Annotated in this window: 20 protein-coding genes and 1 riboswitch; of the genes, 12 read left to right on the forward strand and 8 right to left on the reverse strand. The window is 71.3% G+C overall.

Annotated elements, in window-relative coordinates:
• Positions 1–22: 22 nt before the first annotated feature.
• The 5 genes from I7X39_RS23710 to I7X39_RS15610 all read right to left on the reverse strand — a co-directional run bounded on the left by I7X39_RS23710 (position 23) and on the right by I7X39_RS15610 (position 6,520).
• Positions 23–2,068 carry a sensor histidine kinase gene (locus tag I7X39_RS23710; RefSeq protein WP_198112083.1) on the reverse strand — a complete coding sequence of 682 codons (2,046 nt, stop codon included), beginning with the start codon at positions 2,066–2,068 and terminating at the stop codon, positions 23–25.
• Positions 2,065–2,751 (reverse strand): response regulator transcription factor, encoded by a 687-nt coding sequence (locus tag I7X39_RS15595; RefSeq protein WP_198112084.1) that lies wholly within the window; start codon positions 2,749–2,751, stop codon positions 2,065–2,067. The genes I7X39_RS23710 and I7X39_RS15595 overlap by 4 nt, the downstream gene beginning before the upstream one ends.
• A gap of 814 nt (positions 2,752–3,565) precedes the next feature.
• Positions 3,566–4,840, reverse strand: coding sequence for an ankyrin repeat domain-containing protein (locus tag I7X39_RS15600; RefSeq protein ID WP_198112085.1), 1,275 nt, complete (start codon positions 4,838–4,840; stop codon positions 3,566–3,568).
• A gap of 91 nt (positions 4,841–4,931) precedes the next feature.
• Positions 4,932–5,597, reverse strand: coding sequence for a penicillin-insensitive murein endopeptidase (locus tag I7X39_RS15605; RefSeq protein WP_198112086.1), 666 nt, complete (start codon positions 5,595–5,597; stop codon positions 4,932–4,934).
• A 23-nt stretch (positions 5,598–5,620) separates the two neighbouring features.
• Positions 5,621–6,520: a LysR family transcriptional regulator gene (locus tag I7X39_RS15610; protein WP_198112087.1), complete on the reverse strand. Its 900-nt coding sequence runs from the start codon at positions 6,518–6,520 to the stop codon at positions 5,621–5,623.
• Positions 6,521–6,626: 106 nt separating this feature from the next.
• Here I7X39_RS15610 and I7X39_RS15615 point away from each other — a divergent pair, with 106 nt between their 5' ends.
• Entirely contained in the window at positions 6,627–7,643 is a 1,017-nt protein-coding gene (locus I7X39_RS15615) for a zinc-binding alcohol dehydrogenase family protein (protein ID WP_198112088.1), read from the forward strand.
• Between the two features lie 13 nt (positions 7,644–7,656).
• Here I7X39_RS15615 and I7X39_RS15620 read toward each other — a convergent pair whose 3' ends face one another.
• Positions 7,657–8,496 (reverse strand): substrate-binding periplasmic protein, encoded by an 840-nt coding sequence (locus I7X39_RS15620; RefSeq protein ID WP_198112089.1) that lies wholly within the window; start codon positions 8,494–8,496, stop codon positions 7,657–7,659.
• Positions 8,497–8,716: 220 nt separating this feature from the next.
• On the opposite strand from I7X39_RS15620, the gene I7X39_RS15625 reads away from it, so the two are divergent.
• From I7X39_RS15625 to I7X39_RS15635, 3 genes are read left to right on the forward strand one after another with little or no spacing between them, the layout of a single operon-like run.
• Positions 8,717–9,922: an SPFH domain-containing protein gene (locus I7X39_RS15625; protein ID WP_232351987.1), complete on the forward strand. Its 1,206-nt coding sequence runs from the start codon at positions 8,717–8,719 to the stop codon at positions 9,920–9,922.
• A 50-nt stretch (positions 9,923–9,972) separates the two neighbouring features.
• A complete protein-coding gene (locus I7X39_RS15630; RefSeq protein WP_198112091.1) occupies positions 9,973–11,451 on the forward strand; it encodes an SH3 domain-containing protein in 1,479 nt (492 codons plus the stop codon).
• Between the two features lie 27 nt (positions 11,452–11,478).
• Positions 11,479–12,033 carry a DUF5063 domain-containing protein gene (locus tag I7X39_RS15635; protein WP_198112092.1) on the forward strand — a complete coding sequence of 185 codons (555 nt, stop codon included), beginning with the start codon at positions 11,479–11,481 and terminating at the stop codon, positions 12,031–12,033.
• Positions 12,034–12,719: 686 nt separating this feature from the next.
• Here I7X39_RS15635 and I7X39_RS15640 read toward each other — a convergent pair.
• Positions 12,720–13,235, reverse strand: coding sequence for a hypothetical protein (locus I7X39_RS15640; protein WP_198112093.1), 516 nt, complete (start codon positions 13,233–13,235; stop codon positions 12,720–12,722).
• Positions 13,236–13,341: 106 nt separating this feature from the next.
• On the opposite strand from I7X39_RS15640, the gene I7X39_RS15645 reads away from it, so the two are divergent.
• From I7X39_RS15645 to I7X39_RS15665, 5 genes are all read left to right on the forward strand, one after another.
• Entirely contained in the window at positions 13,342–15,201 is a 1,860-nt protein-coding gene (locus tag I7X39_RS15645) for a M3 family oligoendopeptidase (RefSeq protein WP_198112094.1), read from the forward strand.
• The gene (locus I7X39_RS15650) at positions 15,198–15,704 is read left to right on the forward strand and encodes a DUF1697 domain-containing protein (protein WP_198112095.1); all 507 of its coding nucleotides are present in this window, start codon (positions 15,198–15,200) and stop codon (positions 15,702–15,704) included. Before I7X39_RS15645 ends, I7X39_RS15650 begins: the two co-directional genes overlap by 4 nt.
• Complete coding sequence (locus I7X39_RS15655; protein ID WP_198112096.1) at positions 15,701–16,219, forward strand: GNAT family N-acetyltransferase; 519 nt, start codon at positions 15,701–15,703, stop codon at positions 16,217–16,219. Before I7X39_RS15650 ends, I7X39_RS15655 begins: the two co-directional genes overlap by 4 nt.
• Before the next feature lie 79 nt (positions 16,220–16,298).
• Positions 16,299–17,306 carry an alpha/beta hydrolase family protein gene (locus tag I7X39_RS15660; RefSeq protein WP_198112097.1) on the forward strand — a complete coding sequence of 336 codons (1,008 nt, stop codon included), beginning with the start codon at positions 16,299–16,301 and terminating at the stop codon, positions 17,304–17,306.
• A 17-nt stretch (positions 17,307–17,323) separates the two neighbouring features.
• Positions 17,324–17,515: riboswitch (yybP-ykoY riboswitch) on the forward strand.
• Positions 17,516–17,519: 4 nt separating this feature from the next.
• Entirely contained in the window at positions 17,520–18,086 is a 567-nt protein-coding gene (locus tag I7X39_RS15665) for a TMEM165/GDT1 family protein (RefSeq protein WP_198112098.1), read from the forward strand.
• Between the two features lie 55 nt (positions 18,087–18,141).
• Here I7X39_RS15665 and I7X39_RS15670 read toward each other — a convergent pair whose 3' ends face one another.
• Positions 18,142–20,313 carry a S8 family serine peptidase gene (locus I7X39_RS15670; RefSeq protein WP_198112099.1) on the reverse strand — a complete coding sequence of 724 codons (2,172 nt, stop codon included), beginning with the start codon at positions 20,311–20,313 and terminating at the stop codon, positions 18,142–18,144.
• 203 nt (positions 20,314–20,516) lie between these two features.
• Here I7X39_RS15670 and I7X39_RS15675 point away from each other — a divergent pair, with 203 nt between their 5' ends.
• The 3 genes from I7X39_RS15675 (at position 20,517) to I7X39_RS15685 (ending at position 23,991) form a co-directional block, all read left to right on the forward strand.
• Complete coding sequence (locus I7X39_RS15675) at positions 20,517–21,932, forward strand: DUF1800 domain-containing protein (protein ID WP_198112100.1); 1,416 nt, start codon at positions 20,517–20,519, stop codon at positions 21,930–21,932.
• A gap of 15 nt (positions 21,933–21,947) precedes the next feature.
• A complete protein-coding gene (locus tag I7X39_RS15680; RefSeq protein WP_198112101.1) occupies positions 21,948–23,168 on the forward strand; it encodes a DUF1501 domain-containing protein in 1,221 nt (406 codons plus the stop codon).
• 73 nt (positions 23,169–23,241) lie between these two features.
• Positions 23,242–23,991, forward strand: coding sequence for a substrate-binding periplasmic protein (locus tag I7X39_RS15685; RefSeq protein ID WP_198112102.1), 750 nt, complete (start codon positions 23,242–23,244; stop codon positions 23,989–23,991).
• Positions 23,992–24,009: the final 18 nt, after the last annotated feature.

The following is a 24,009-nucleotide window of genomic DNA, read 5'->3' on the forward strand; positions in this document are numbered from 1 at the left end:
GCGCGAGGTGCGAGCGGCCGGCTCAAGCCGCCCGCTGCAGCCGCAACTCGAAGCACACCCCGTCCGCCACATTGCGCACTGCAATCGCCCCGCCCATCTTGGCCAGATAGGCCCGCGCCACCGCCAGGCCCTGGCCGCGGTGGGGGCCGCCCTCGGCGTCGCTGGCGCCCAGCTCGAACAGGCTGGGCAGGCGCTCGGGGGCGATCTGCGGGCCCTGGTTGTGCACCGCCACCACGGCCTGCTCGCCAGCCTGTGAAAGGGCCAGCGTGATCGGCGTGCCCGGCGGCCGGTAGCGCGCGGCGTTGTTGAGCAGATGGGTCAATGCGTCTTCCAGCTTCAGCGGGTCGGCGAACACCCAGCAGGGTGATTCGCAGCCGGTGGCGACGACCTGCTCGATGCCCGCAAAGGGCGCATTGGCCGCCACCTCGCGCAGGAAGGCCGCCAGGTCCAGGCGCTCGCGCTGGGCGCTGGCGTGGGCCAGGGCTTCGCCCACCGAGGCCTGGCCGTACAGCAGCTGCAGCGCCGCCTGCATGCGCTGCAGGTAGCGGCGGCTCGGGTCCTCGTCCTGCGCGTGCAGGGCCAGCAGGGATTGCAGCGGGCTCATGATCTCGTGCCCCACCGCATGCCATTGCTCGCGCTCCTGCACGGCGCGGATCTGCTCGTGGCGCAGATGTTCGCGCGAGCGCGCCAGCAGCTCGGCCAGCGAGCCGGCCAGGATGCCGAGCTCGTCGCGGCCCTTGAGGTCGGCCACGTCGAGTGCCGGCAGCTCGTCGGGCTTGGCCTGCAGGGCCTGCGTCAGCGCATTGGCGCGGCGCGTCAGCTGGGCCATGCGGCGCAGCAGGCCGATCTCGACGATCAGCCAGGCCAGGGCGATGGCACCGGCCAGCAGCGCGAAGTACAGGGTGTAGCGGGTGGCGGTGGCGGCGAGCTTGCGGTCCAGCGCGCGTGGGTCGCCTTCCAGCGCCAGGCGGTAGCTGCGGCCCTCGTGCTGCAGCTCGGTCTGCATGAACAGCGGCCCTTCCAGCCGTGCCGCGGGCAGGCGGCGGATCAGGCGCGTCAGCCAGGGGTAGGCGGGTTCGTCGCCGCCTTCGGCCTGCAGCGTGGCCAGGGGCTGCGTGCCGGCGCCGAACACGCGCAGGCGCTCACCGGCGCGCAGCTGGGTGCGCAGGGCCGCCAGGCTCAGCGGCGCCTGGGCGCCGGGCGCGGCGCTGTCCAGCAGCACGCTGCCGTCGGGGCCGAGCAGGCGCAGCTGCAGGCGCAGCAGGGTCCAGTCCGGCGGCGGCCAGGCCGCGCCGGCGCGCGCCGCCTCGCGCCAGGCTTCCAGCGGCAGCGGAATGCGCAGGCTCAGCAGCGCGCGGCGCGAGCAGCCGGGGGCGTCGGCACAGGCCTCGTCCTGCCACAGCCAGGCACGGAAGTCGCGATCCGGCCGGGCCTTGGGCGGCAGCTGGTCGGGGTCGGCCGCCAAGGGCAGCGCAAAGCCCGGCAGCTGGCCGCGCCGCTCGCGGAGCAGCTCCAGCGGCGCGCTCCACAGCTGGCGCCCCTGCGGGTGCTGCACGCGCACCTGCACGCGGTGCAGGCCGGCCAGTTGCAGCGCCCCGCGCTCGCGGCCTTGCAGCGCGCCCTCCAGCGGTAGGCGCGCCACCGCATACACCACCGCCCCGGCGCTGGCGCGCTGGCCAAGGCCCATACAGAGCTCGCGCCCATCGGCCCAGCGCGCCGCGCAGCCGCTCAGCTCCATCACGCGCTCGGCCTTGGTGGGGTCGTCGAAGTCGATCGCGCCCACCGGCAGGCGCAGCGGCACCCCGCCCTCGGCATCGGGCGCGGGGCGCTCGGCGTTCAGCAGCGCCAGCTGGCCGCTGGGGTGGCGCAGGCGCTCGGCCAGCACCTCCAGCTGGCCGCGAAAGCCCGCCTCGAAGGCATCGCGCTGGCGCTGCTTCTCATCGGTGAGCAGCTGCAGGGCCAGCGCGGCGCTGCCCACCAGCAGGGCCAGGAAGACCAGGCGCAGCAGCACGCGGCGGCGGAAGGCCGCAAGCGGCAACCGGGGCAGCTTGTCGAAGTGGCGGATCACCGTGCCGACCAGCGAAAGCCGCGCATCGGCACGTTCTCCAAGCCGTCAAAGCCAGGGTCCACATCGCGCAGCGCGTCGCGAATCGTGGCCACATGCTTGCGCACGTTGTCCTTGCTGCGGCCGCTCTTCACCACGTCGAAGAGTTCCTCGTAGCTCACCACCTCGCCGCGCCGCTCCAGCAGGGTGGCGAGGATGCGCTGCGCCGTGAGCGGCAGGTTCAGCTTCTGGCCGCGCCACAGCGGGCTGCGCTGCCACAACGGGTCCAGCGTCGGGGCGTCGTCCGCCGCGGCGGGCTTGTTGGCGCGCAGCAGGGCCAGCACGGTCTCGATGAACTCGGCCTCCTCGAACTGGGTCTTCTGCAGATAGTCCCAGGCATCCAGCGCCTTCATGATGGAGCGGTACACCGCCGCCGGCATGGCGCTGACCACCAGCACCGGCGTGCCCAAGGAGCGCTTGTTCAGCGCGTTGATGAGCGCGATGCCGGCATGGCGCTCACGGCCCAGCTCCAGGTCGAGTGTGACGAGGTCGAAGCGCTGCGTGGTCAGCGCCGCCTCGGCGGCCTCGCGGGTGAAGAAGGGCTCGATCACGGCATCGGGCCGCGCGGCGCGCAGCCATTGCTGCAGCTGTTCGCTGGTGGGGCGGTCGTCCTCGACGACGGCGATGCGGGGGGCGGCGGGGCTCATGAGGGCGGATTGTCAAAGCCGCCGGGGTGCGGGGGTGTGGAAGCTTTCTTCCGCGGCGCGGGTTTGGCAATGCACTTAAAGCGCCGGTCTTCCCAAGACCCCGCCGGGTCTCGCCCCGGCAGGCGAGTTCCTTTTGGCTTGACCCAAAAGGAACCAAAAGGTCAAGCCCCGATGCGCAGCCCGAACGGCCAGCAGCCGGGAAGCGGCGTGATGAGTGAAGTCCGGGCTGTTCGGTTTGCAGCTGTTGGCTGTTGGCTGTTGGCTGTTTGGAGCCTCCCCTATGCCAAGCCGAGGAGCACAGAAGACGCGGGCCCGCGCGCGTCAGCGCGCCTCGTGCTCTGACTTGGCCCAACTGTCTGAACGGAGCGACCGCAGTGAGCGAAGTGAGTTTTGGGCCTGGGCCCGCTCTTCGCGCACCGCAGGGAACCCGTCGCCGCAGGCGAGGGGCGCAGGCATCGGGGGCGCCTTTCTTGGCCTACCTTCTTTGGCGAAGCAGAGAAGGCAGGTCGGGTGCAGGGGTGAAGCCCCTGCGGGCTCCTTCGATCTGGCACCAATCCAAAACCCGTGATCAGGCCTCCCCGCCAAGTTGGCGCCAATCGCGAGCCGCCGGGGAACTCGCCGGGGCCTCAGGCGACATGCCGAAGAAGATCAGCGCCTTGTTGGCACCGAATAGGTGCAGAGTCAATCGATTGAACTCGGCCCACAGGTAGATCGGGCCGGTAGTCGAGGCGGGGCCGATCCGCGCCGATGCGAGGCGCGGCTGCGGCCCTGGGTGACGGTCAAGGCGTGAGCAGTCTTCATCGCCGTCTGGGCGCTACCGAATCGGATCCGCCTCCCACAACTTGGCCACCTTCCTGGGTACGCAGCACACCAGCTCGACGCTGTCGAACTCCATGCGCCAGTAGCGCAGGTTCTTGTCGTGAGCCTTCAGCAGCGCATCGGCCTCGACCCAGAAGCCGCAGTCGAAGCCCTCGTGTGCCGGGTTCAAGGGCCAGCGCTGCGCTTGGCCCAGGGCCTCGAAGCTGAGCACATAACCCGGCTGGCCGGTCTTGCACTGGAGCTTGTCCACTGCAGGGCCGCCCAGGCCGGCCAGCTCCTGCACCAGGTCGCGATAGAAGTCGGCCGAGAGTCCGTCGGGGTCGCAGTCGATGGCCGTGGTGCGGGTCGGCAGCAGCGCTTCGGTCAGCTCCAGCATGCCCCAGCGGGCATCCTGGCAGTCACAGGCACGCGTGAGGGCGCCGGCAAGATCGATCCAGGCGGGTTCGACGTCTGCGGCCCGCAGGAAGGCCCCAAAGGCTTCGACCTGCTGCTCCGGGCCTTCGGCCTCATGGCAGGCATCCCAAAGCTTGTCCAGCTTGCCAAGGCGTTTGGCTGGTCGCTCGCTCTGGGCGCCGGCCTGGGCCAGCAGGCGGTGCATGGCGCGGTGGTCCGAGCTCCAGTCCAGCAGCGTGGAGTGGTCCAGGCGCGAATTCGGGTTGGCGCCGGCGGCGAGCAGTCGCCGCGCAGCCGGCACCGAATCGGCACGAACGGCCGAACCCAGCGGGGTTTCCAGGTTGCGATTGACGAGCTCCAGAGACGCGCCGCGGGCCAGCAGGAAGTCCAGCCAAGCCAGATCCCCGCGCCACGCCGCGATGTGGAGCGCGGTGTCGCTGAACTCGAAATGCCGGCTGTCCACCGACAGGCCCTGCGCCAGCGCCTGTTCAGCGTGGCGGCCGTATTCACTGAAGGGCTGACGCACCAGGGCTTGCAGCATGCCCGTCACGTTCAAGGGGGCGCCGGCTGCTAACAGCGGCAGGAACAGCGCCGCCCGAAAGGGCTCGGACAGCGCCTCTTCCAGCGGGCTGACCCAGTGGGGATCCCGGCCGCCGATGTTGACGCGGTCGATGCGCATGCCGGCACCGATCAGGGCCTGCAGCACAGGCAGGGGCAGGGCCTGCCGCCGGTCCGCATCGCCGCGCAGCGCCTGCAGCAGCACCTGAGGCTCGGTGGGATCGGCGCCTTGCGCGAGCGCAGCCTCCAAGTCCTGGAGGGAGCCGCTGCGTATCGCGGCGAGCAGGGCCGTGGTGCTGCTGTTCTGTTGGGGATTCACCGTGGGTTCTCCGTGGCGATCAGTCGATTTCAGATCAGTCGATTTCAGGAGCGGGGATTCTGGGCGCACGCCGGAGCCTGCAGCCGTGCCTTCAGCGTGGCCGGCACGCTACCCCGAAGTCCAGATGCACATGCTCGTCATGCCGCACCCAGGGCCTACCCTTCATCCAGGGCAGCTCCTTCAGCCCGGGGTCGATGGCGATCACGCGCGCCTGGTAGGCCGGCTCCAGGATCACGCGCACCAGTGGTGCGTTTTGGGCCTGAGCCGCATCGTGCAAGGCACGCAGCCAGGCGGCCAGGGCCTCGAAATCGATGCGGTAGTCCTGCCAGCGCCCCTGGGCATCGAACTCGATGTCATAGCCGAAGCGCTGGCTCAGCGGCGTGGGCAGGGGCACCGAGCGGCCCTGTGCATCGCGCACCGGCACGAACAGATCGACCGACAGGCCGTTCTGGTGCGTGCGGTGCGGCGGCATCGGGCCGCCCTTCTCCTTGCCAGTCTCGCCGTAGACGAACTGCAGTTCGGGCCGCTCGCTCTGCAGGCGCTCGAAGGATCGCGCCAGCACCGCCGCCACCTGTTCGTGCACATGGGTGCGGCCCAGCGTGGCGGCCAGGGTGCTGTAAGCGCGGAAGTTCGGGCCGTCGAGCGGCAGCTGGACGGCGCCTTCGATGCGGCCCTGGGCCACGGTGCCATGGCATTGGCTCCCGGCAAGGGCGGGTACAGCGGTGAACAGGGACAGGGCAAGCAGCAGCGGTCTCATGGGCCGCAGCGTAGCGAAGCGGGTCAGGCCGCCGCCTGCGCCACGCATGCCTGCAAATGCTCGATCAAGGCCCGCAGCGCCGGCCGCAGGCTGCGCCGTTCGGGCATCAACAGCACCAAGGGCGTGGGCTCGCCCAGCCAGTCGGGGCAGAGCCGCTCCAGGCGGCCGGCCTGCAGATCGGCCGCCACGTCAAGCGCGCTCTTGTAGGCGATGCCGGCGCCGGCCAGGGCCAGGCGGCGCACGGCGTCGCCATCGTCGGCCGCCAGCGGGCCGCCCACTTCCACACGCACGCTCTCGGCACCGCGCTCAAAGGTCCACACGCGGTGCAGCTGGTCCTGGATGGCGAAGCACAGGCAGTCGTGTTCGCGCAGCTGCTCGGGGTGGCTGGGGCGGCCGCGGCGCTGCAGGTACTCGGGCGCGGCCACCAGCACGCGGCGGTTCTGCGGCGCCAGCGGCAGGGCCACCAGGCCGGAGTCGGGCGGGGCGCCGTAGCGCAGCGCCAGGTCGAGCTGCTCGCGCAGCAGGCCGGCCAGGCGGTCGGCCACCTGCAGGCGCAGCTCGATGCCGGGATGCTGGCGGCGGAATTCCAGCAGCCAGTCCAGCGCCAGGTTGCGGCCCAGGTCGGAGGGCAGGGCCACATGCAGCCGGCCCTGGATCTGGCAATGCCCGGCGCACAGCGCCTCATGGCCCTGGGTGATCAGCTCCAGGCCCTGCTCGCAGGACTGCAGGAACTGCTCGCCCGCCAAGGTGAGGCGCAGCTGGCGGGTGGAGCGCAGGAACAGCGGCACGCCGATCTCGGCCTCCAGGCGCTTGATGGCGGCGCTCACCGCCGCCGGGCTCAGGTTCAGCGCCCGCGCCGCCTCGGAAAAGCTGGCGGCGCGGGCGGCGCGCACGAAGAGCTGCAGGTCTTGGAGGGCTTTCATGCGGTGATTTTCAAACAGGCGTTGAAACTGAATGCTGGCGCAGTGGGTTTTTCTCCTTATGGCAAGCAGCCAAAGTTCAGCCCATCGCAACCGGAGCCTGAAACCCATGAAAGCCATTGCCTACCAACACAGCCTGCCCATCAGCAATCCCCTGGCCCTGCAGGACGTCGACCTGCCCGCCCCCGAGGCGCGCGGCCACGACCTGCTGGTCGAGGTCAAGGCCATCGCCGTCAACCCGGTGGACCACAAGATCCGCCAGGGCGTGCAGCCGGAAGCCGGGCAGTGGAAGGTGCTAGGCTGGGATGCCGCCGGCGTGGTGCGCGCGGTGGGCGAGCAGGTCACGCGCTTCAAGGTGGGCGACCGCGTCTGGTACGCCGGCGCCATCGACCGCCCCGGCAGCTATGCCGAGCTGCAGCTCGTGGACGAGCACCTGGTGGGCGCCATGCCCGCCAGCCTGGACTTCGCGGCCGCGGCCGCCCTGCCGCTGACCACGATCACCGCCTGGGAGCTGCTGTTCGAGCGGCTGGGCGTTGAACAGGGTGGCGGCCAGGGCCAGAGCCTGCTCGTCATCGGCGCGGCCGGCGGCGTGGGCTCCATCCTGGTGCAGCTGGCGCGCCAGCTGACGCAGCTGACGGTGATCGCCACCGCCTCGCGCCCCGAGACCGAAGCCTGGGTGCGTGAACTCGGCGCCCACCAGGTCATCAACCACCGCCGCCCGCTGGCCGAGGAAATCCAGCGCCTGGGCCTGCCCGCGCCCCAGCTGGTGGCCAGCCTGACCGAGACCGGGGCGCATTTCGCGCAGATCGTCGAGCTGATGGCACCGCAGGGCAAGCTGGCGCTGATCGACGACCTGCAGCCCGGTCAGCTGGACGTGATGGCGCTGAAGCGCAAGAGCCTCTCCTTGCACTGGGAAATGATGTTCACGCGCTCGCTGTTCAACACCGCCGACAAGATCCGCCAGGGCGAACTGCTGAGCGAGGCCGCGCGCCGGGTGGATGCCGGCACGCTGCGCAGCACCGTGGGTGAGCATTTCGGGCGCATCAACGCCAGCAACCTGCGGCGTGCGCAGGCGCTGCAGGAAAGCGGTGCGGCGCGCGGGAAGATCGTGCTGGAAGGGTTCTGAGCGCGACCGGCCCTCAAGGGCCGGTGTGCCCGGCCTGTTCCAGTGCACGCGCCTCGGCCTGGTGATAGGCCGCGGAATCGCGCACGGCCGCAATGTCACGCCACAGGTCCAGCACCTGTCGCGGGTTGCGCCGCCAGTAGGCATGCGAGAAGACGGTGAAGTAGGCGCGCTCCTGCAACAGGGGCTGCAGCTTGCGCAGGCGCGCGGCCAGGCCGGGGTTGCCGCGCAGCACGCGGTCGGCCTCGTTGACCTGCAGCGCCGCCGCCTGCACATGGCCGCGCGCCAGCTTTTCCAGATTGGCCTCGGCCGTGCGCGCGCCTTCGTCCACCGTGAGGCCCAGGCCGCGCACCACCGAGGCAATCGAGTAGCCGGACTGCACACCCACCCGCAGCGCCTCGGTCGGTGCGCCACTCAAGTGCTGGCCGTCCCAGCGCAGCGGGCTGGCCTTGGCCACGTACCAGCTGTAGCGGTTGTGGCGCAGGGCCAGGCTTTCGTCCACCATGCCGCGCCGGGTCGGGTACACGCCCAGCTCCTCGCGCTCGGGCAGATGGCTCATGCTCAGCACGACGTCGCGCTCGCCGTTCTTCAGTTCGGCCAGGCAGCGCTTCCAGGGCAGCAGGGCGATCTGAACCGGCACGCCGCTGCGTCGCGCCAGCAATTCCAGGAACACGAAATCCAGGCCCTCGCGCTGGATGCGCCCCTGGGCATCGGCCATGCGCCAGGGGATGTGGGGCACATCGTTCAGGCAGACCCGCAGCGGTGTGGGCTCCGCGGTCTGCGCCGCGGCCTGCCCCAGGCCGCCCAGGGCCAAGAGCAGCGTGAGGGTGCACAGCACAAGGCGGGGCAGGCGCATGGAACTTCCTGGCAGGGCAGTGCCTGCAGTGTGCGCCCGCCGCGGTGATTTGGGGGGCTGGCGAGGATCCGCGCATCACCAAGTGGAGGTCGTTTCCAACGGGGCTGAACCTCGGGCGCGGAAGTTTTCTTCCGCGCCCACGCCCACACCCTCCCGGCGCCGGCATGGCGGGTTCGCGGGGTGCAAGGGAACCATGGCGGCACCGCAACCGGAGCCGACCATGAACGACACCCACCCCACCGAAGCCCTGCCCCAAGCCACGCTGCGCACGCAGCTCACCGAACTGGGCCAGGCCCTGCAATCCCGCGCGCTGCGCCGCAGCGCCCTCGCCCTGGCCGCCGTGGCCGCACTGGCGGGTGGCACGCACTGGCTGCTGGGCCAGCTGCAAACCGTGCCGCGCGGCAGCGTGCTGGTGCGCACGGGCATGGGCAAGCCCGAGCTCATCGCCGAAGGCCGCGCCTGGGTGCTGCCCGGCCTGCACGAGGCACGCGTGCTGCCGGCGCGCGACCTGCTGCTGCGCCGCGATGCCCGCCAGACCGTGCAGACCGTCGAAGGCCTGGCCGTGGGCCTGGAGGTGCAGCTGCGCCTGCAGCTGGACCCGCAGCGCTACGCCCAGCTGGCGCGCGAGCTGCCCGAGAACTTCGAGAAGGAGCTGGTGGCGCCGGCGCTCAACACCGTGCTGCTGCCGCTGGTGGCGCAGCGCACCGTGCGCGAGCTGTTCTCCACCCAGCGCGGCGAGATCGAGAAGCTCGCCCTGCTGCAGCTGCGCCAGCGCCTGGCCGCCGATGGCCTGATCCTGAAGTCGCTCAGCTTCGGCCAGCTGACGCTGCCGGACGACTACCGCCGCGGCATGGAGAGCCTGCTCAGCGAAGGCCTGGCCGCCGAGAAGATGCGCTACACGCTGGAGCTGAAGGAGAAGGAAGGCCTGCAGACTGAGATCGAGGCCAAGGCCGCCGGCAAGCAGCGCGAGATCGCCGCCGAGGCCTCGGCGCGCGAGCAGCTCATCGCCGCCAAGGCGCAGGAAGAGGCGATGAAGCATGTGCTGCCCTTCAAGCAGCGCCAGATCGAGCAGCGCCAGCTCGAAGCCGAGGCCGAGCGCCAGGCGCGCGTGAAGCTGGCCGAGGGTGCCGCGCAGGCCCGGCGCATCGAAGCCGAGGGCGAGGCCGCGGCGCGCCAGAAGCTGGCCGATGCCGAGGCCTACCGCGTGGCCGAGCTGGGCAAGGTCAACGCCATTCAGATGGAGCGCGAGGGCCAGCTCATCACCAAGCACCCGCTGCTGGTGCAGAAGACCCTGGCCGACAAGCTCGGCGACAAGGTGCGCGTCATCGTGGCGCCCCCGGGCATTGCCGGCAGCCTGATGGGCGGCCCGCTCGAAGCCCAGCCCCAGAAGGCCAAGGCCGAAGACACCGAAGCCAGCGCCGAGTAAACCCCCACCCAACCCCCGGCCCACCCCCCAGTTCACCCCAGCCCCACACCATGAACGCCCTTCGCAACAGCCTCGCCACTTTGGTGGCCAGCGCCGCCGCCCTTGCCCTGGCCTTGATTGCCCCCACGCCCGCCCGCGCGGCCAGCGCCCTGGTGCTCCAGGACAGCACCCCGCTGCGCGCCGCTGCCAAGGACAGCAGCCCGCTGCTCACCCCGCTGTGGCGCGGCGAGGCGCTGGAGCTGCGCGGGGCCAAGGGCGACTGGCTGCAGGTCTGGGACCACGCCCGCGAGCGCGGCGGCTTCGTGCGTGCCGAGCGCCTGCTGCCTCTGCCCACGGGCGAGGCCGCCCTGCCCGAGCTGCTGGCCCAGCTGCGCCTGCTGCGCCAGCAAGCCGGCGCGGAAAGCCTGGGCCTGGGCGTGGCCGCCGCACTGATCGAACGCGCCGATGCCGACTGGCTGGCCAGCCCGCAGGGCGCCGAACTGCTGGACGCACTGGTGCAGCTGCAAGAACGCCTGGCCGAGCGCGTCCAGAGCGCCGGCCCCCAGCAGCAAACCAGCAGCGCCGCGCACGCCGAGGTGGCCAAGCGCTACGGCTACCCGCTGCGCAGCCTGGCCCAGGCCGATGGCAGCCAGCGCATCTGCCCGAACGAGGAACCGGCCCGCCTGCTGCGCGCCCATGCCAGCGCCAGCGCCGCACAGCAAGCCCGCGCCGCCCTGGCCCTGACGCGACCCGACTGCACCGCGGCCGAGCTGCTGCCCAGCCAACTGCTCGCCCTGCACGAGCAACGCACCGCCTGGCTCGAAGGCATCGCCCTGAACGAGCTGCCGCCCACGCTGCGCAACCGCCTGCTGCTGCGCCGCGCCGGCGCTTGGAGCAGCCTGGCCTTTGCCGAACGCGCCCGCGACATGCGCCCCGCCGCCACCCTGGCCCTGCAGGCCTGGGCCCAGCTGATTCCGGCCGAGCTGGGCGAGGACGATGCCGCCGCGCTGCGCGAGGCCGCCATCCGCCTCGCCCCGATGCGCCACGCCGTGCAAGCCCGCCCGACCCAGCTGCGCTGGGGCAAGCTGGAGCTGCGCCTGGAAGCCGCCGGCCCCGGCCAGACCTGCTTCCAGCTGCTGGAGCAGCGCGGCCCGACCGCCGAGCCGCGCGGTGCGCGCCAGTGCAGCCATGGCGCCGTGCATTGGGCCAGCGCGCGCCTGGCCCCCGATGGCCGCAGCCTGGTGCTGGCCGTGCAGCCGCTCGACGGCTGGACCGAGCTGTGGCGCCTGCAGGCCGACGGCCCGCTGCAGGTGCTGCCGCCGAATAGTTCCGCGCCCGGCCTGGGCGTGGCCGAGTTCGCCGGCTTCATGGGCCCGCAGCTGCTGGTGGCGCGCGAGGCCATCGCCGAGGGCAAGACCCTGCGCCGCTTCGAGGTCTATGGGCCCGAGCTGCTGCAGCCGCAGCGCTGGGCGGGTGAGTACGCGCTGCTGGGCGCCTTTCAGCGCGGGGTGGATGCGGGGTGGAGGGCGGGGAGCCCGCTGGCGCGCTGAAGAAGCCTTCGCCGATGATCGGTTCGCATGAAACCGTCGAATCCCATAGACCAGTTCGCTGTCAGCGCTTCGAGCTTTTGCCGTTGGTGCGAGGCAGCGCCCAGCGAGCAGGCTGACAGGGAACTGCGTTCACGAGAGGTTCGGCGACTGCTCGCTCGTCTGATCGCCGACGCGTTGGCGCTTCCAGAGACGAACCCTGGCAACTCGCCGGATTCGGTGCGCGCCACGGACGACGAGTTGAAGGCCTTGACCCCACGACTGGCCGACCTTCCGGTCGATAAGTACGGTGTGTATTTCTGGCCTGCGGACCTGCAATCGGATCCCGTGGTGGCGAGTTTGATTGACGACCTGCAGGAAATTTATCGGGACTTGAGGGATGGCCTGTGGCTTTATGAGCAAGGCCACATCGACGCTGCGGCCTGGCAATGGCTACTTCTGTTTGAGATTCATTGGGGACATCACGCCAGCAACGCCCTGCATGCTTTGCAGGGCCAGACTGCCAACACTTCGTACGGTGCTGCAGTCTTAATCGGCGGTAAGACGAGCCACACCAGCGCTTTGAAGGATCTTGGCGGTTTGTAAGAGCCCGCCGGGATTTCGTCCCGGCAGCCGACTCCCTTTCTTGCTCGTGCAAGAAAGGAAGCAAAGAACACGGCCCCGATTCCGGCGCCCGGCTTGCAGCCGGGTCCCCTGCGCTGCGCGAAATACTGGGCCGGCCCAAAACTCACTGCGTTCGCGGAGCTCACTCCGTTCAGACAGTTGGGCCGAGCTTGATGGGTGGGCGTGCGTGCCGCACGCCGCCCAGCATTTCTGTGCTGCTCGGCACCTGCATAGGGGCAGCGGCCAACAGCCGAATACCGAACAGCCCGCGCTGCAACCTCCTGCGCGCCGTTTCCCGGCTGTTCGGCTGTTGGCTGCTCGCCCTTCGTAGCTGCCGAGCAGCACAGCGGCTTGGGGCGCGCGCGCAGCGCGCATCAACTTCTGGCCCAGGGCGGCCGTTCAAACGGAGAGAGTGAAGCGAACGTAGTGCGTTCCGCCCTGCAGCCCCAAGACGCGAGCAGCGCAGGGAATCCCCGGCCGCAGGCCGGGGACAGCGGAGCGGGCGCGTGTTCTTTGCCTACTTTCTTGCACGAGCAAGAAAGTAGGTCGGCTGCCGGGACGAAAGCCCGGCGGGATCTCTCGTATCGCCCCCCACTCATCAAGTGCGAACAGCCTGGCGCAATGCCCTGCACGCTTTGCAGGCCCTGGCAGGCAATTCGTAAATGAGCTCAGGACAACTCCGCATCCCCTGCTGACTCTTGGCTGAGCAAGCGCCGCGCCGCCGCCCGCAGCAGCGCCCGCGAATACCAGACATGAAAACCCAGCAGCGCCCGAAAGCCCCAGCCGAAGCCGCCGCCCGGGCGCGGCAGCACGGCGGAGCCAAAGATCAGGCGGGTGCCGGCGGGTAGCGGCTCCACGCGCAGCCAGGAGCGCGTGCGGCCGCTCAGGTCCTGCAGCAGCAGCTCCTGCCCGTTGCGGTCCAGCACCTGCCAGGCCGAGAACGCCGTGCGTTCGCCGCGGCCCAGCGCGGCGGCATCGGCGTCGCGGGCGGGGCGGCGCAGCAGCAGGCCGATCAGGCCGCGCTCCAGCTTGAAGAGCGGCGTGGCATAGAAGGCGGCCACGTAGTCGGCCAGGCGCACGGTCTGGGGGATCTGCAGCGCATAGGCGTCGGCAAAGGCGCCGGCCGGGTTGTGCTGCAGCAGCAGGCCGGGCGGCACGGGGTTCAGGGCTTGGAGCTCGTTCATGGCCGCGCAGCATAGGCAGGGCTGGGGTTTGCCCGCTGTGAGTGACGTCACGGCCGCGCGGCGCCGCGACACTGCGCGCCTTTCAAACGCTCCACCCCCCGCCCCCATGCCCGCCCTGCGCCCCCTCCTGCTCGCCCTCGGCCTCGCCCTGGGCGCCACCGCCTTCGCCCAAGCCCCGGCCGCCGCGCCGCTGCCCACGGTCTGGGACTTGAAGCCCATCTTCGCCAGCGAGGGTGACTGGGATGCCGCGCGCAAGGCCCTGGTGGCCGAGCTGCCGCAGCTGCAGGCGCTCAAGGGCACGCTGGGCAAGAGCCCGGCCGCCTTCCGCGCCGGCCTGGAGCGCCTGAGCCGCGCCGCCCAGGCCTGGGAAAAGGTGCAGGTCTACGCCTACCTGCAGCAGAGCACCGACAACCGCAACGCCGCCTACCAGGAGCGCGGCAATCTGGTGGCCGCGCTGGGTGGGCAGTACGCCGCCGCCATCGCCTGGCTGGAGCCCGAGATCCAGCAGATCGGCGCGGCCAAGGTGCAGGGCTTCGTGAAGGCCGAGCCGGCGCTGCAACGCCATGCCGAGCGCCTGCGCAACATCCTGCGCCGCCAGGCGCACACGCTGAGCGCCGAGACCGAGGCCGCCATCGCCGCGCTGGCGCCCATCCGCGCCGCCACCGGCCAGGTGCGCACCCTGCTGGTGGACGCCGACATGCGCTGGCCCGAGCTGCAGATCGACGGCAAGACCGAGAAGGTGGACGACACCCGCTACGGCCTGCTGCGCCAGCACCCGGACCGCGCCGTGCGCGAGCAGGTCTTCAAGGCCTTCTTCGGCGCACTCGGCCAGTACGAGAACAGCTTCGGCGCGACCCTGGCCAACACGGTGCAGGACGGCACCGTGATGGCCGGCCTGCGCAAGCACAAGAGCGCCGTGGCCGCCAGCCTGGACGGCGAGGAGATCCCCGAGGCCGTCTACCGCACCCTGGTGGCCGAGGTGCACAAGGGCCTGCCCACGCTGCACCGCTACTTCAAGCTGCGCCAGAAGATGCTGGGCCTGCCCGACCTGGCGTACCACGACATCTACCCCGCCCTCGTCAAGCAGAGCAAGAGCTACAGCCTGGAAGAGGCCGCGCGCCTGACGGTCGAGGCCACGAAGCCCCTGGGCGCCGACTACCAGCGCCTGCTGCAGGGCGCCTTGAGCGCCGGCACCATGCACGCCCTGCCCGCCGAGGGCAAGAGCGGCGGCGCCTACCAGTGGGGCGTGTACGGCAAGACGCCCTATGTGTTCCTGAACCACCAGAACGACTTCGAGTCCGTCAGCACCTTCGCGCACGAATGGGGCCATGGCATCCATACCGCGCTGGTGAATGAGGGCCAGCCCTACGAGACCGCGAACTACGCGATGTTCGTGGCCGAGATCGCCTCCACCGCCAACGAGCTGCTGCTCAGCCAGCACATGCAGCGCCAGGCGCAGAGCAAGGAAGAAAAGCTCTACCAGCTGGGCTACGCGCTGGAGCGCCTGCGCAGCACCTTCTTCCGCCAGGCCATGTTCGGCGAGTTCGAGCTGATGACCCACGACGCCGCCGCCAAGGGCGAGGCGCTGAGCGGCAAGCGCTTCACCGAGATGTACTGCGGCTTGCTGAAGCAGTACCACGGGCATGAGCAGGGCGTGATGAAGATCGACCCCGCCTACTGCAGCGAGTGGGCCTTCATCCCGCACTTCTACCGGCCCTTCTACGTCTACCAGTACGCCACCTCGATCACCGCAGCCCTGCACTTCGCCGAGCGCGTGCAGGCCGACCCGAGCGGCGCCGCGGCCAAGGTCTTCCTCGACACCCTGCGCCTGGGCAGCACCGTGCCGCCCTACGCCGCACTGAAGCGCGCCGGCCTGGACATGGCCAGCCCCGCGCCTTACCGCACCCTGGTGGCGAAGATGAACGCGATCATGGACGAGATGGAAACGCTCTTGGCCCAGCCTTGAGCACGACCCACATCGCCCTGCTGCGTGCCGTCAACGTCGGCGGCACCGGCAAGCTGCCCATGGCCGAGCTCAAGGCCATGGCCGCTGAGCTCGGCTTCGCGAACCCGCGCACCTACATCGCCAGCGGCAACCTGCTGTTCGAGTCGGCGCTGCCCGCACCGGAGGCCGGCGCGCGGCTGGAAGCGCGCCTGGCCGCCTACGCCGGCAAGCCGGTGGGGGTGCTGATGCGCAGCCCCGCCGAGCTGCGCGAGCTGCTGGCGCGCAACCCCTTTCCGCAGGCGGAAGGCAACCGCCTGCTCATCACCTTCCTGCCCGCCCCGCTGCCCGAGCCCCTGGTGGCCAAACAGGCCAAGGACGAGGCCTGGCGCCTGCTCGGTCGCGAGCTCTGGGTGCATTACCCCAGCGGCATCGGCAGCTCCAAGCTGCGCATCCCGGCAGCCGAAGCCGGCACGGCGCGCAACCTCAACACCGTGCAGGCGCTGCTGGGCCTGGCCGCCCCATGAGCCCGATCGAGACCCCGCGCCTGCGGCTGCAACCAATGGGCCTTCAGCACGCCCCCTTCATGCTGCGTCTGCTCAACGAACCGAGCTGGCTGCAGTTCGTGGGCGACCGCGGCGTGCGCAGCCTGACCGACGCCGAGCGCTACATCCGTGAGGGGCCGATGGCGAGCGTGGAGCGCCACGGCTTCGGCTTCGGCGTGGCCGAGTGCCGCCGCAGCGGCCAGGCTCTGGGGATGTGCGGCCTGACCCAGCGCGACTACCTGGACGCCCCCGACATCGGCTTTGCCTTCCTGCCCGAGCACTGCGGCCAGGGCCTGGCCCACGAGGCCGCCGCGGCCACGCTGCAGCATGGCCTGCAGGTGCTCAAGCTGCCACGCATCCTGGCCACCACGCGCGATGAAAACCTGGCCTCGCAGAAGCTGCTGACCAAGCTGGGCCTGCGCTTCGAGCGCCACTTCCCGCACCCGGACGGCAGCCGGCAGCTGCGCCTGTACGCCATCGCGGGCCCGGCGGATTGAGCCGGGCGGAGGCGTGCGCCTCACGTTTCTTTGCAATCGGGGGGCGCCAGCGCACCAGCGCTGCGCGATGCTGGGCGCCATGCCGAACCGCCGCACCGCCCTGGCCCTGACCCTGTCGCCCCTGCTGGCCGCCGCCCAGCCGCCGCGCGAGCGCATGCCGCCGCTGCGCCGCGTCTTCCCCGATGAAGACACGCTGGAGCTGCGCTGGACCGACCCGGCGCGCGGCCGCGAGATCCCCTTGCGCCTGCGCCTGCCGCCTGGCAGCGGGCCGGTGCCGCTGGTGCTGTTCTCGCACGGCCTGGGCGGTGGACTGGCGGCGGGCAGCCTGTGGGCGCAAGCCTGGGCGGCCGCGGGCATCGCCACCCTGCATCTGCAGCATGGCGGCAGCGACACCGGCGTGCTGCGCCAGGGCCTGAAGGCGCTCAAGCAGGCCGCAAGCCCCGAGCAGTTGCGCGCGCGCGTGCAGGATGTGAAGGCCGTGCTCGACTTGCTGCCCGAGCAGCAGCGCCATGACGAGCGCCTGCAGCGCCTGCGCCTGGACGCCCTCGGCATGGCCGGCCATTCCTTCGGCGCCCACACCACCCTGGCCCTGGCCGGCCAGCGCTTTCGCGGCCGCGCCATGGGGGCGGACGAACGCCTGCGCGCCTTCGCCGCCTTCAGCCCTTCACCCGGCACGGCCGGGGTGGCGCCGGCGGAATCCTTCGGCGGCATCCGCAAACCCATGCTCTGCCTGACCGGCAGCCTGGACGGCGACCCGCTCGGCGACGGCAACAACGACGCCCGCGAAACCCGCGGCGACTGGCGCCGTGCCGTCTACGCCGCGCTGCCGGCTGGCGACAAGGCCGAGCTCTGGCTCGATGGCGCCGACCACATGGTGTTCGGCGGCATGGACCTGCAGCGCCTGCCGACCCGCCTGCGCGAACGCCCGGCCCAGGCCGAGGCGCAGACGGCGCGGCACCAGGCCCTGATCGCCGCGGTGACGACGGATTGGTGGCGCGCGCAGCTGCTGGGCGACGCGGCGGCGCGCGAGCGCCTGGCCCGGCCACCGGCCAGCCTGGGCGCCCAGGACGAATGGCGGCGCGGCTGAGCGCCTACACTGCGCGCCTTTCCGTCATTGGGGAGTAGCCGCCCTGTCAGGTCCAACCGGCAGGGGCACGCGTCAACACACTGGGTTCGATGAGCCCTGGCGCGTGCGGCAGGGGTTTGACACCCGTCTGGCAAGACCTTTGACCGGATGCCTCCGCCGTGGGCCGGGAGGCGTCTGGTCACAAGGCATCCGCCGGCCCCTTGGAGTTCTCGAATGGAAGCCTTTCTCGTCAGCACCGGCCTGGTGGCCCTGGGTGAAATGGGCGACAAGACCCAGCTGCTGGCCATGCTGCTGGCGGCGCGCTTCAAGCGCCCGGCGCTGATCGTGCTGGGCATCCTGGTGGCCACGCTGGCCAACCATGCACTGGCCGGCGCTCTTGGAGCGATGGTGGCCCAGGCCCTGGGGCCGCAGTTGCTGCGCTGGATCATCGGCTTGGGCTTCCTGGCCATGGCCGTGTGGATGCTCGTGCCCGACAAGGCCGACGATGAAGGCGTGGAGGGCAGCGCGCGCCGCATGGGCGTGTTCGCCACCACCGTCATCGCCTTCTTCCTGGCCGAGATGGGCGACAAGACGCAGATCGCCACCGTGGCCTTGGCCGCGCGCTTCGAAGGCGCGCTGGTGGCCGTGGTGGCCGGCACCACGCTGGGCATGCTGATCGCCAACGTGCCGGCGGTCTACCTGGGCCACCGCTTTGCCAGCCGCATCCCGATGCGCTGGGTGCATGGCGTGTCGGCCCTGATCTTTGCGCTGCTGGGCCTGGCCACGCTGCTCTGGGCATGAAAAAGGCCGCCCCAGGGGCGGCCTTTCCGGTCGAGCGCGCTGTCTTGATGCGCGCTTACTTGATGCGCACGTAGAGCATGGCCTGGGCCAGCACCTGGGCGCCGGCCTTGACCTGCAGCACCGCCTGCTTGTTGCCCATGGCCGCGCCCTGCGCCGCGCTCATGCCGATCTGCACCGTGGTGCTGGCCCCCGCCGCCAGGGTGATGGGCGCGTTGCTGACGCTGAAGCCCACGCCGCTGCCCTGCGCCTCGACGATGGCCAGGCTCAGGGTTTGCGCCGCACCGCTGGTGTTGGTGAGCGTCACCGTGCGGCTCATGGCCTGGCCGCTGCCGCTGGGCACGGGGCCGAAGCTCAGGCTGACCGGATCCAGGCTGACCGCCGCGCCCAGGGCTGCGGGCAGGTTGACCCGCCCGGTCCCGACCAGGTTCGCGTTGCTCAGGATCTGCGTGCCCGTCAGGTCCTTGATGACCTTGCGGTCGGCGGTGTTCACCAGCGCGGAACGCACCTGCACCGCGCTCCAGTCCGGCTTGGCTTGGCGCAGCAGCGCGGCGCTGCCGGCCAGATGCGGGGTGGCCATGGAGGTGCCGTTGAAGAAGGCGAAGCAGGGCGCACCGCCGCAGTAGGCGCGCGGGATGGAGGAGACGATGTTGACGCCCGGGGCCATCACGTCGGGCTTGATGCGGAAGTCCACATCGGTCGGGCCCTCGCTGGTGAAGTCGGCCACGAGGTCGTTCTTCGCCGCATTCGCCTGGTAGGTGCCGAACTGCGGCAAGGTGGTGCTCACGCCGTCGGCGGCCTTGAAGGCGGCGACGTCGAGCTGGTCCACCATGTAGGCGGGGATGCTGGGCTGGGGCAGGCCGTCGCCGTTCTGGCCCATCACCATCAGGCCCGGCACGCGGTTCACCACCACCGCGCCCACGCCGCCGGCGGCCTGCACATTGCGCACCTTGACGCTGAAGTCGCAGGTGCCACGGGTGATCAAGGCGATGCGGCCGTTGAGCGAGCCGGCGGCGAAGGGGCTGCAAGCCTCGGAGAGCCCGTTGTATGGGCTGCTGGCGTCGTTCAGCACCGCCAGCGGGGCGGTGGCGGGGCCGGCGCCGAAGTCGCCCTTGGTGCTGGCGTAGGGGGTGGCGTTCAGCTGCACCAGGTGCACGATCTCGTGGCCCACGCTGCTGGCGCCGGCGGTGAGCGCACGCTCGGCCGAGCCGGGCGAACCGACGGTGCGCTCGCCCGGGCCGTCATTGCCGGCCGCCACGGCGACGATCATGTTGGCCTGGTCCAGGTTGTCCACCGCCACGGTCAGCAGGTCCTGCACACCCTGTGCGCCGCCGCCCAGGCTCATGTTGGCCACATCGAAGCCGTCCTGGTAGGCGGCCTCCAGGGCGTTGAGGATGTCCTCACTGCGCGCATTGCCCACATCGGCGGGGAAGACGTTGTAGTTGCCCAGCAGCGCGCGCGGCGCTACGCCGCTCATCGCATAGGGCAGGGCCACGCCGTCCACCGTGGTGGGGGTCTGGTAATTGCAGGCCACGGTGCCGGCCACATGGGTGCCGTGCGAATCGATGGCCTCGGCCGTGTAGCCGCGCGAGCCGGCCTTCATGTTGAAGACCTTGGCGGCGATGACCTTGTTGTTGGTGAAGCGGCGGTCGCCCAGCTGGGCCTGCGCGGCATAGCCGGCGTCGCTGAAGCAGGGGTGGCCGACGTCAATGCCCGAGTCGACGATCGCCACCTTGACGCCCGCACCGGCCTGGTTGCTGCCGCCCAGGCTGGCCCAGGCCTGTTCGGCCCGGATGACGGCGAGGTCCGGGTCGGTACCCACCGGGTAATAGATGCCCTGGTACTGCGCCGTCTTCACCAGCGGGGAAGCCTGCAGCTGGGCCAGGCTGGCGCCGTTGAGCTTCACGGCCACGGCGTTCAGCGCCAGATCGAACTCGCCGCTCACGGCGGCCTGCGGCAGGTTCTGGCGCAGCCAGGCCTTGAAGTCATTGCGCAAGGCCGAGAGCTGGGCGCGGTAGGCCTTGGTGCTGGTGTTGCCGAAGTCGATCTTCTTGCCCTTGGCGGGCTTGGTTTTCACGTACGTGGCCAACGGCTCGCCGTGCAGTTGCACCAGGGCGATGCTGCTGTCCTGGGTCGGGCCCTTGCCACGTTCGGTGTTGGGTGCGGCCTGGGCGGCGGTGCTCAGGGCGACGGCGAGGGACAGGGCGCTGAGGGCAAAAAGACGCGGCATCGAAGCCTCCTGATGGGCGAAGGCCGTGAGATTAGTCACGACTTGTTTCCGCGAACCCCCTGTTCGCGCGGGGCGGAGGCCGTGTTTGCGGGCAAGTCCCGAGCGGGTTGCGGAGCAGGGCTGTCGGGTGCTGGCGGCGCGGTTGACATTTCTTTGCGCGCCAGCGGCATTGACGGCGGGAACAAGGGCGCGATGCTTGCGCCATGAAGCTGCGTCGCCGCCCCCTGCTTGCCGGCCTGGCCGCCGCCCTGGCCCTGCACCCCGCCCGTGCCTCCACCGCGCCCCTTGAAACCCTGCACGCCTGCAACCGCCTGGGCTACGGCCCGCGCCCGGGCGATCTGGCACAAGGGGGCCGCTGGCTCGAACGGCTGGAGCAGCAACTGCAGCCGCAGCCCCTGCCCGCCGCGCTGCAGCAGCGCCTGGATGCCCGCCCCGCCGTGAACCTGGCCGAGCGCGCCGAAGCCTTCCGCCAGCTGCAGCGCCAGCAGCGTGCCGAGGACGAGAACCCGCGCCGCGAGCTGATCCGCCAGGCCCTGCACGAGGCCGCCGAGGCGCGCCTGCTGCGCGCGCTGGCCAGCCCCAACCAGCTCGAAGAGCGCCTGGTGGACTTCTGGTTCAACCACTTCAACGTCTTCTTCGACAAGGGCCTGTGCCGCATGCTGGTGGCGGACTACGAGGCGCGCGCCATCCGCCCCCATGTGTTCGGGCGCTTTCGCGACCTGCTCGGTGCCGTGGCCACCCACCCGGCCATGCTGTTCTACCTGGACAACGCGCAGTCCACCCGCGCCGGCTTCCAGGGGTCGGGCGGTGGAGGGGGGGGCAGCCGCGGCCTGAACGAGAACTACGCGCGCGAGCTGATGGAGCTGCACACCCTGGGCGTGGGTGCGGGCTATGGCCAGCAGGACGTGACCGAGCTGGCGCGCGTGCTCACCGGCTGGACTTTCCGCCCGCGCGACCTGCAATTCGTCTTCGACCCGCGCCGCCACGACGAGAACCCCAAGACCTGGCTGGGCCAGACGGTGCCCGGGCGTGGCCGCGCGCAGGGCGACTGGGTGCTGGACCAACTGGCCCGCCACCCCGCCACCGCGCAGCGCATCGCCTTCAAGCTCGGCCAGCACTTCCTGGCCGACGAACCGCCCGCCGCAGCCGTGGCGGCCGCGCGTGCCGCCTTCCTGGCCAGCGACGGCGACCTGCGCGCCACCGTGGCGGCCTTGCTGCGCCACCCGGAGGCACGCGACCCAGCCCGCTACGGCGCGCAGTTCAAGACGCCGCAGCGCTTCGTGATCTCGATGCTGCGCGCCTGCGCCCTCACGCCCGAGGACTGGACGCCCACGCTGCAGGCCCTGCGCGCCCTGGGCCAGCCGCTGTTCGGCTGCGTCACCCCCGATGGCTACAAGACCGTGCGCAGCGCCTGGCTGGACCCCGAGGCGCTGGCGCGCCGCGCCGAGCTGGCGGCGCGCGTGGCGCAACGTGCGCGCCTGGGTGCGGAGGCGGCGGAACAGCTGCTGGAGACGCTGGGCCCGGCAATCGGCAGCGCCGCACGCGCGGCCATCGCCCAAGAACCGCCGCAGCTGCGCGCCGCGCTGATCCTCGGCTCGCCCGATTTCCAAAACTGCTGAAGGGAAGGTCCGAGCATGAGCCTGCACCGCCGCCATCTGCTGCTCGCCAGCCTGCCCGCCGCCTTGCTGAGCCCGCGCGCGCGCGCCGCCGGTGCGCCCCCCAAGCGCTGGATCGTCGTGCTGCTGCGCGGCGCCATCGACGGCCTCTCCGTCTGCGCGCCGTACGCCGAGCCCGACTACGCGCGCGAGCGCCCCGGCATCGCCCTGCCGCCGCCCGGGCAGGAGGGCGGGCTGCTCGACCTGGATGGCCGCTTCGGCCTGCATCCGGCGCTGGCACCCCTGCAGCCGCTCTGGGCCGCCGGCCAGTTCGGCTTCGTGCAAGCCTGCGGCGCGCCCACCAGCAGCCGCAGCCACTTCGAGGCGCAGGACGAGCTGGAAGCCGGCACCCCGGGCGTGAAGACCACGCCGGACGGCTGGCTGGCGCGCCTGCTGCAGGGCGACGAGGCCGGTGTGCAGGCCGTCTACACCGCCCCCACGCGGCCCAAGCTGCTCAGCGGCCCGGCCAGTGCGCGCGTGGCCGCGCTGCCCGGCGCCACCCGCGCGCCGGAACGCCCGGCTCTGGGCGCGGCACTGGACCGCCTGTACGCACAAGACCCGCAGTACGCCGCCACCTGGCAGGCTGCACAAAGCGGGCGCAGCCAGATGGCCGGCGCGCTGGAAGCCGGCCAGGGCATGAACGGCAGCATGGCCGGCGGCGACCCGACGGCCGACCGCGGCGCCCCCGGCGCCAACACCCTGCCCGCCACCGCCCGCCGCCTGGCCCAGGTGCTGCGCGCCGACCCGACGCTGCGCTTCGCCTGCGTGGAGCTGGGCGGCTGGGACACCCACGCCCGCCAGGGCGCCGCGCAGGGCCAGCTGGCCGGCCGTCTGGCCCCGCTGGGTCAGGGCCTGGCCACGCTGGCGCAGTCCTTGGGCCCGCTGTGGGCCGATACCGTGGTCACCGTCATCAGCGAGTTCGGCCGCACCGTGGCCGAGAACGGCACCGGCGGCACCGACCACGGCCATGGCAACGCGCTCTGGCTGCTGGGCGGCGCCGTGCGGGGCGGCCAGGTGCTGGGCGCCTGGCCGGGGCTGGACAGCGCCGCGCGCTTCCAGGGCCGCGACCTGGCCGTCACCACCGACTACCGCGCCGTGCTGGCCGGCGTGGCCGCGCAGCACCTGGGCCTGCGCGACGCCACGCTGGCCCGGCTCTTCCCCAGCTACGCCGGCGCCCCCATGCCCGTGCTGCGCGCCTGAAGGGCGAACCCGGCTTGACGCCCGCCCGCGCGGGCGTTTCACTGCGGCGCATCGCCTGCCAGGAAGGGTCCGCATGCCGATCAACCGCCGCCACTACTGCCTAGGGATGGCCGCCAGCCTGGGCGGCACGGCGCAGGGGCAGACCACGGTGCAGATCGCCTTCGATTCGCAAAACCCGCCCTTCATGTACCAGGCCAAGGGCGAAGGCGCCGCGCGCGGCGTCTACCCGATGCTGCTGCGCGCCATCTTCAAGCAGCTGGGCGAACCCCTGCAGCTGCTGCCCATGCCCTGGGCGCGCGCCCTGGGCGGGCTGGACCGCGCCGAACATGGCGTGGGCGGCCTGTACGCCAACCGCGAGCGCCTGGCCAAGTTCGACTACGGCCAGCCCATCCTCACCGAGACCGTGCGCATCTACGCCCAGCGCGGCCGGCTCAAACAGTTCAACGGCCTGGACGACCTGCGGGGCCTGCGTGTGGGCGTGCTGCGCGGCTGGAGCTATGGCGACGAGTTCGACACCGCCCGCAAGACCGGGCTGATGAAGGTGGAGGACGTGACCGACGACCGCGCCAATTTCGGCAAGCTGGAGCGCGACTTCCTGGACGTGGTGCTCAGCGTGGAGCAGACCGGCGAGCAGGTCATGGCCAGCGGCGAATTCCCCTCGGTGCGCGTGCTGCCCAACCCGCTGACCGAGAACCCCGCCTATGTGGCCTTTCACAAATCGCGCCAGCAGCAGGGGCTGCTCGCGCGCATCGACGAGGTGGTGGCGCAGCTGCGCCGCAGCGGCGAGCACGCGCGCCTGGTGGCGCAGGGCCTGAAGGACTGACGGGCTTTAGGCCCCAGG

It is taken from the genome of Inhella proteolytica (genome assembly GCF_016093275.1).
Classification (GTDB): domain Bacteria; phylum Pseudomonadota; class Gammaproteobacteria; order Burkholderiales; family Burkholderiaceae_C; genus Inhella; species Inhella proteolytica.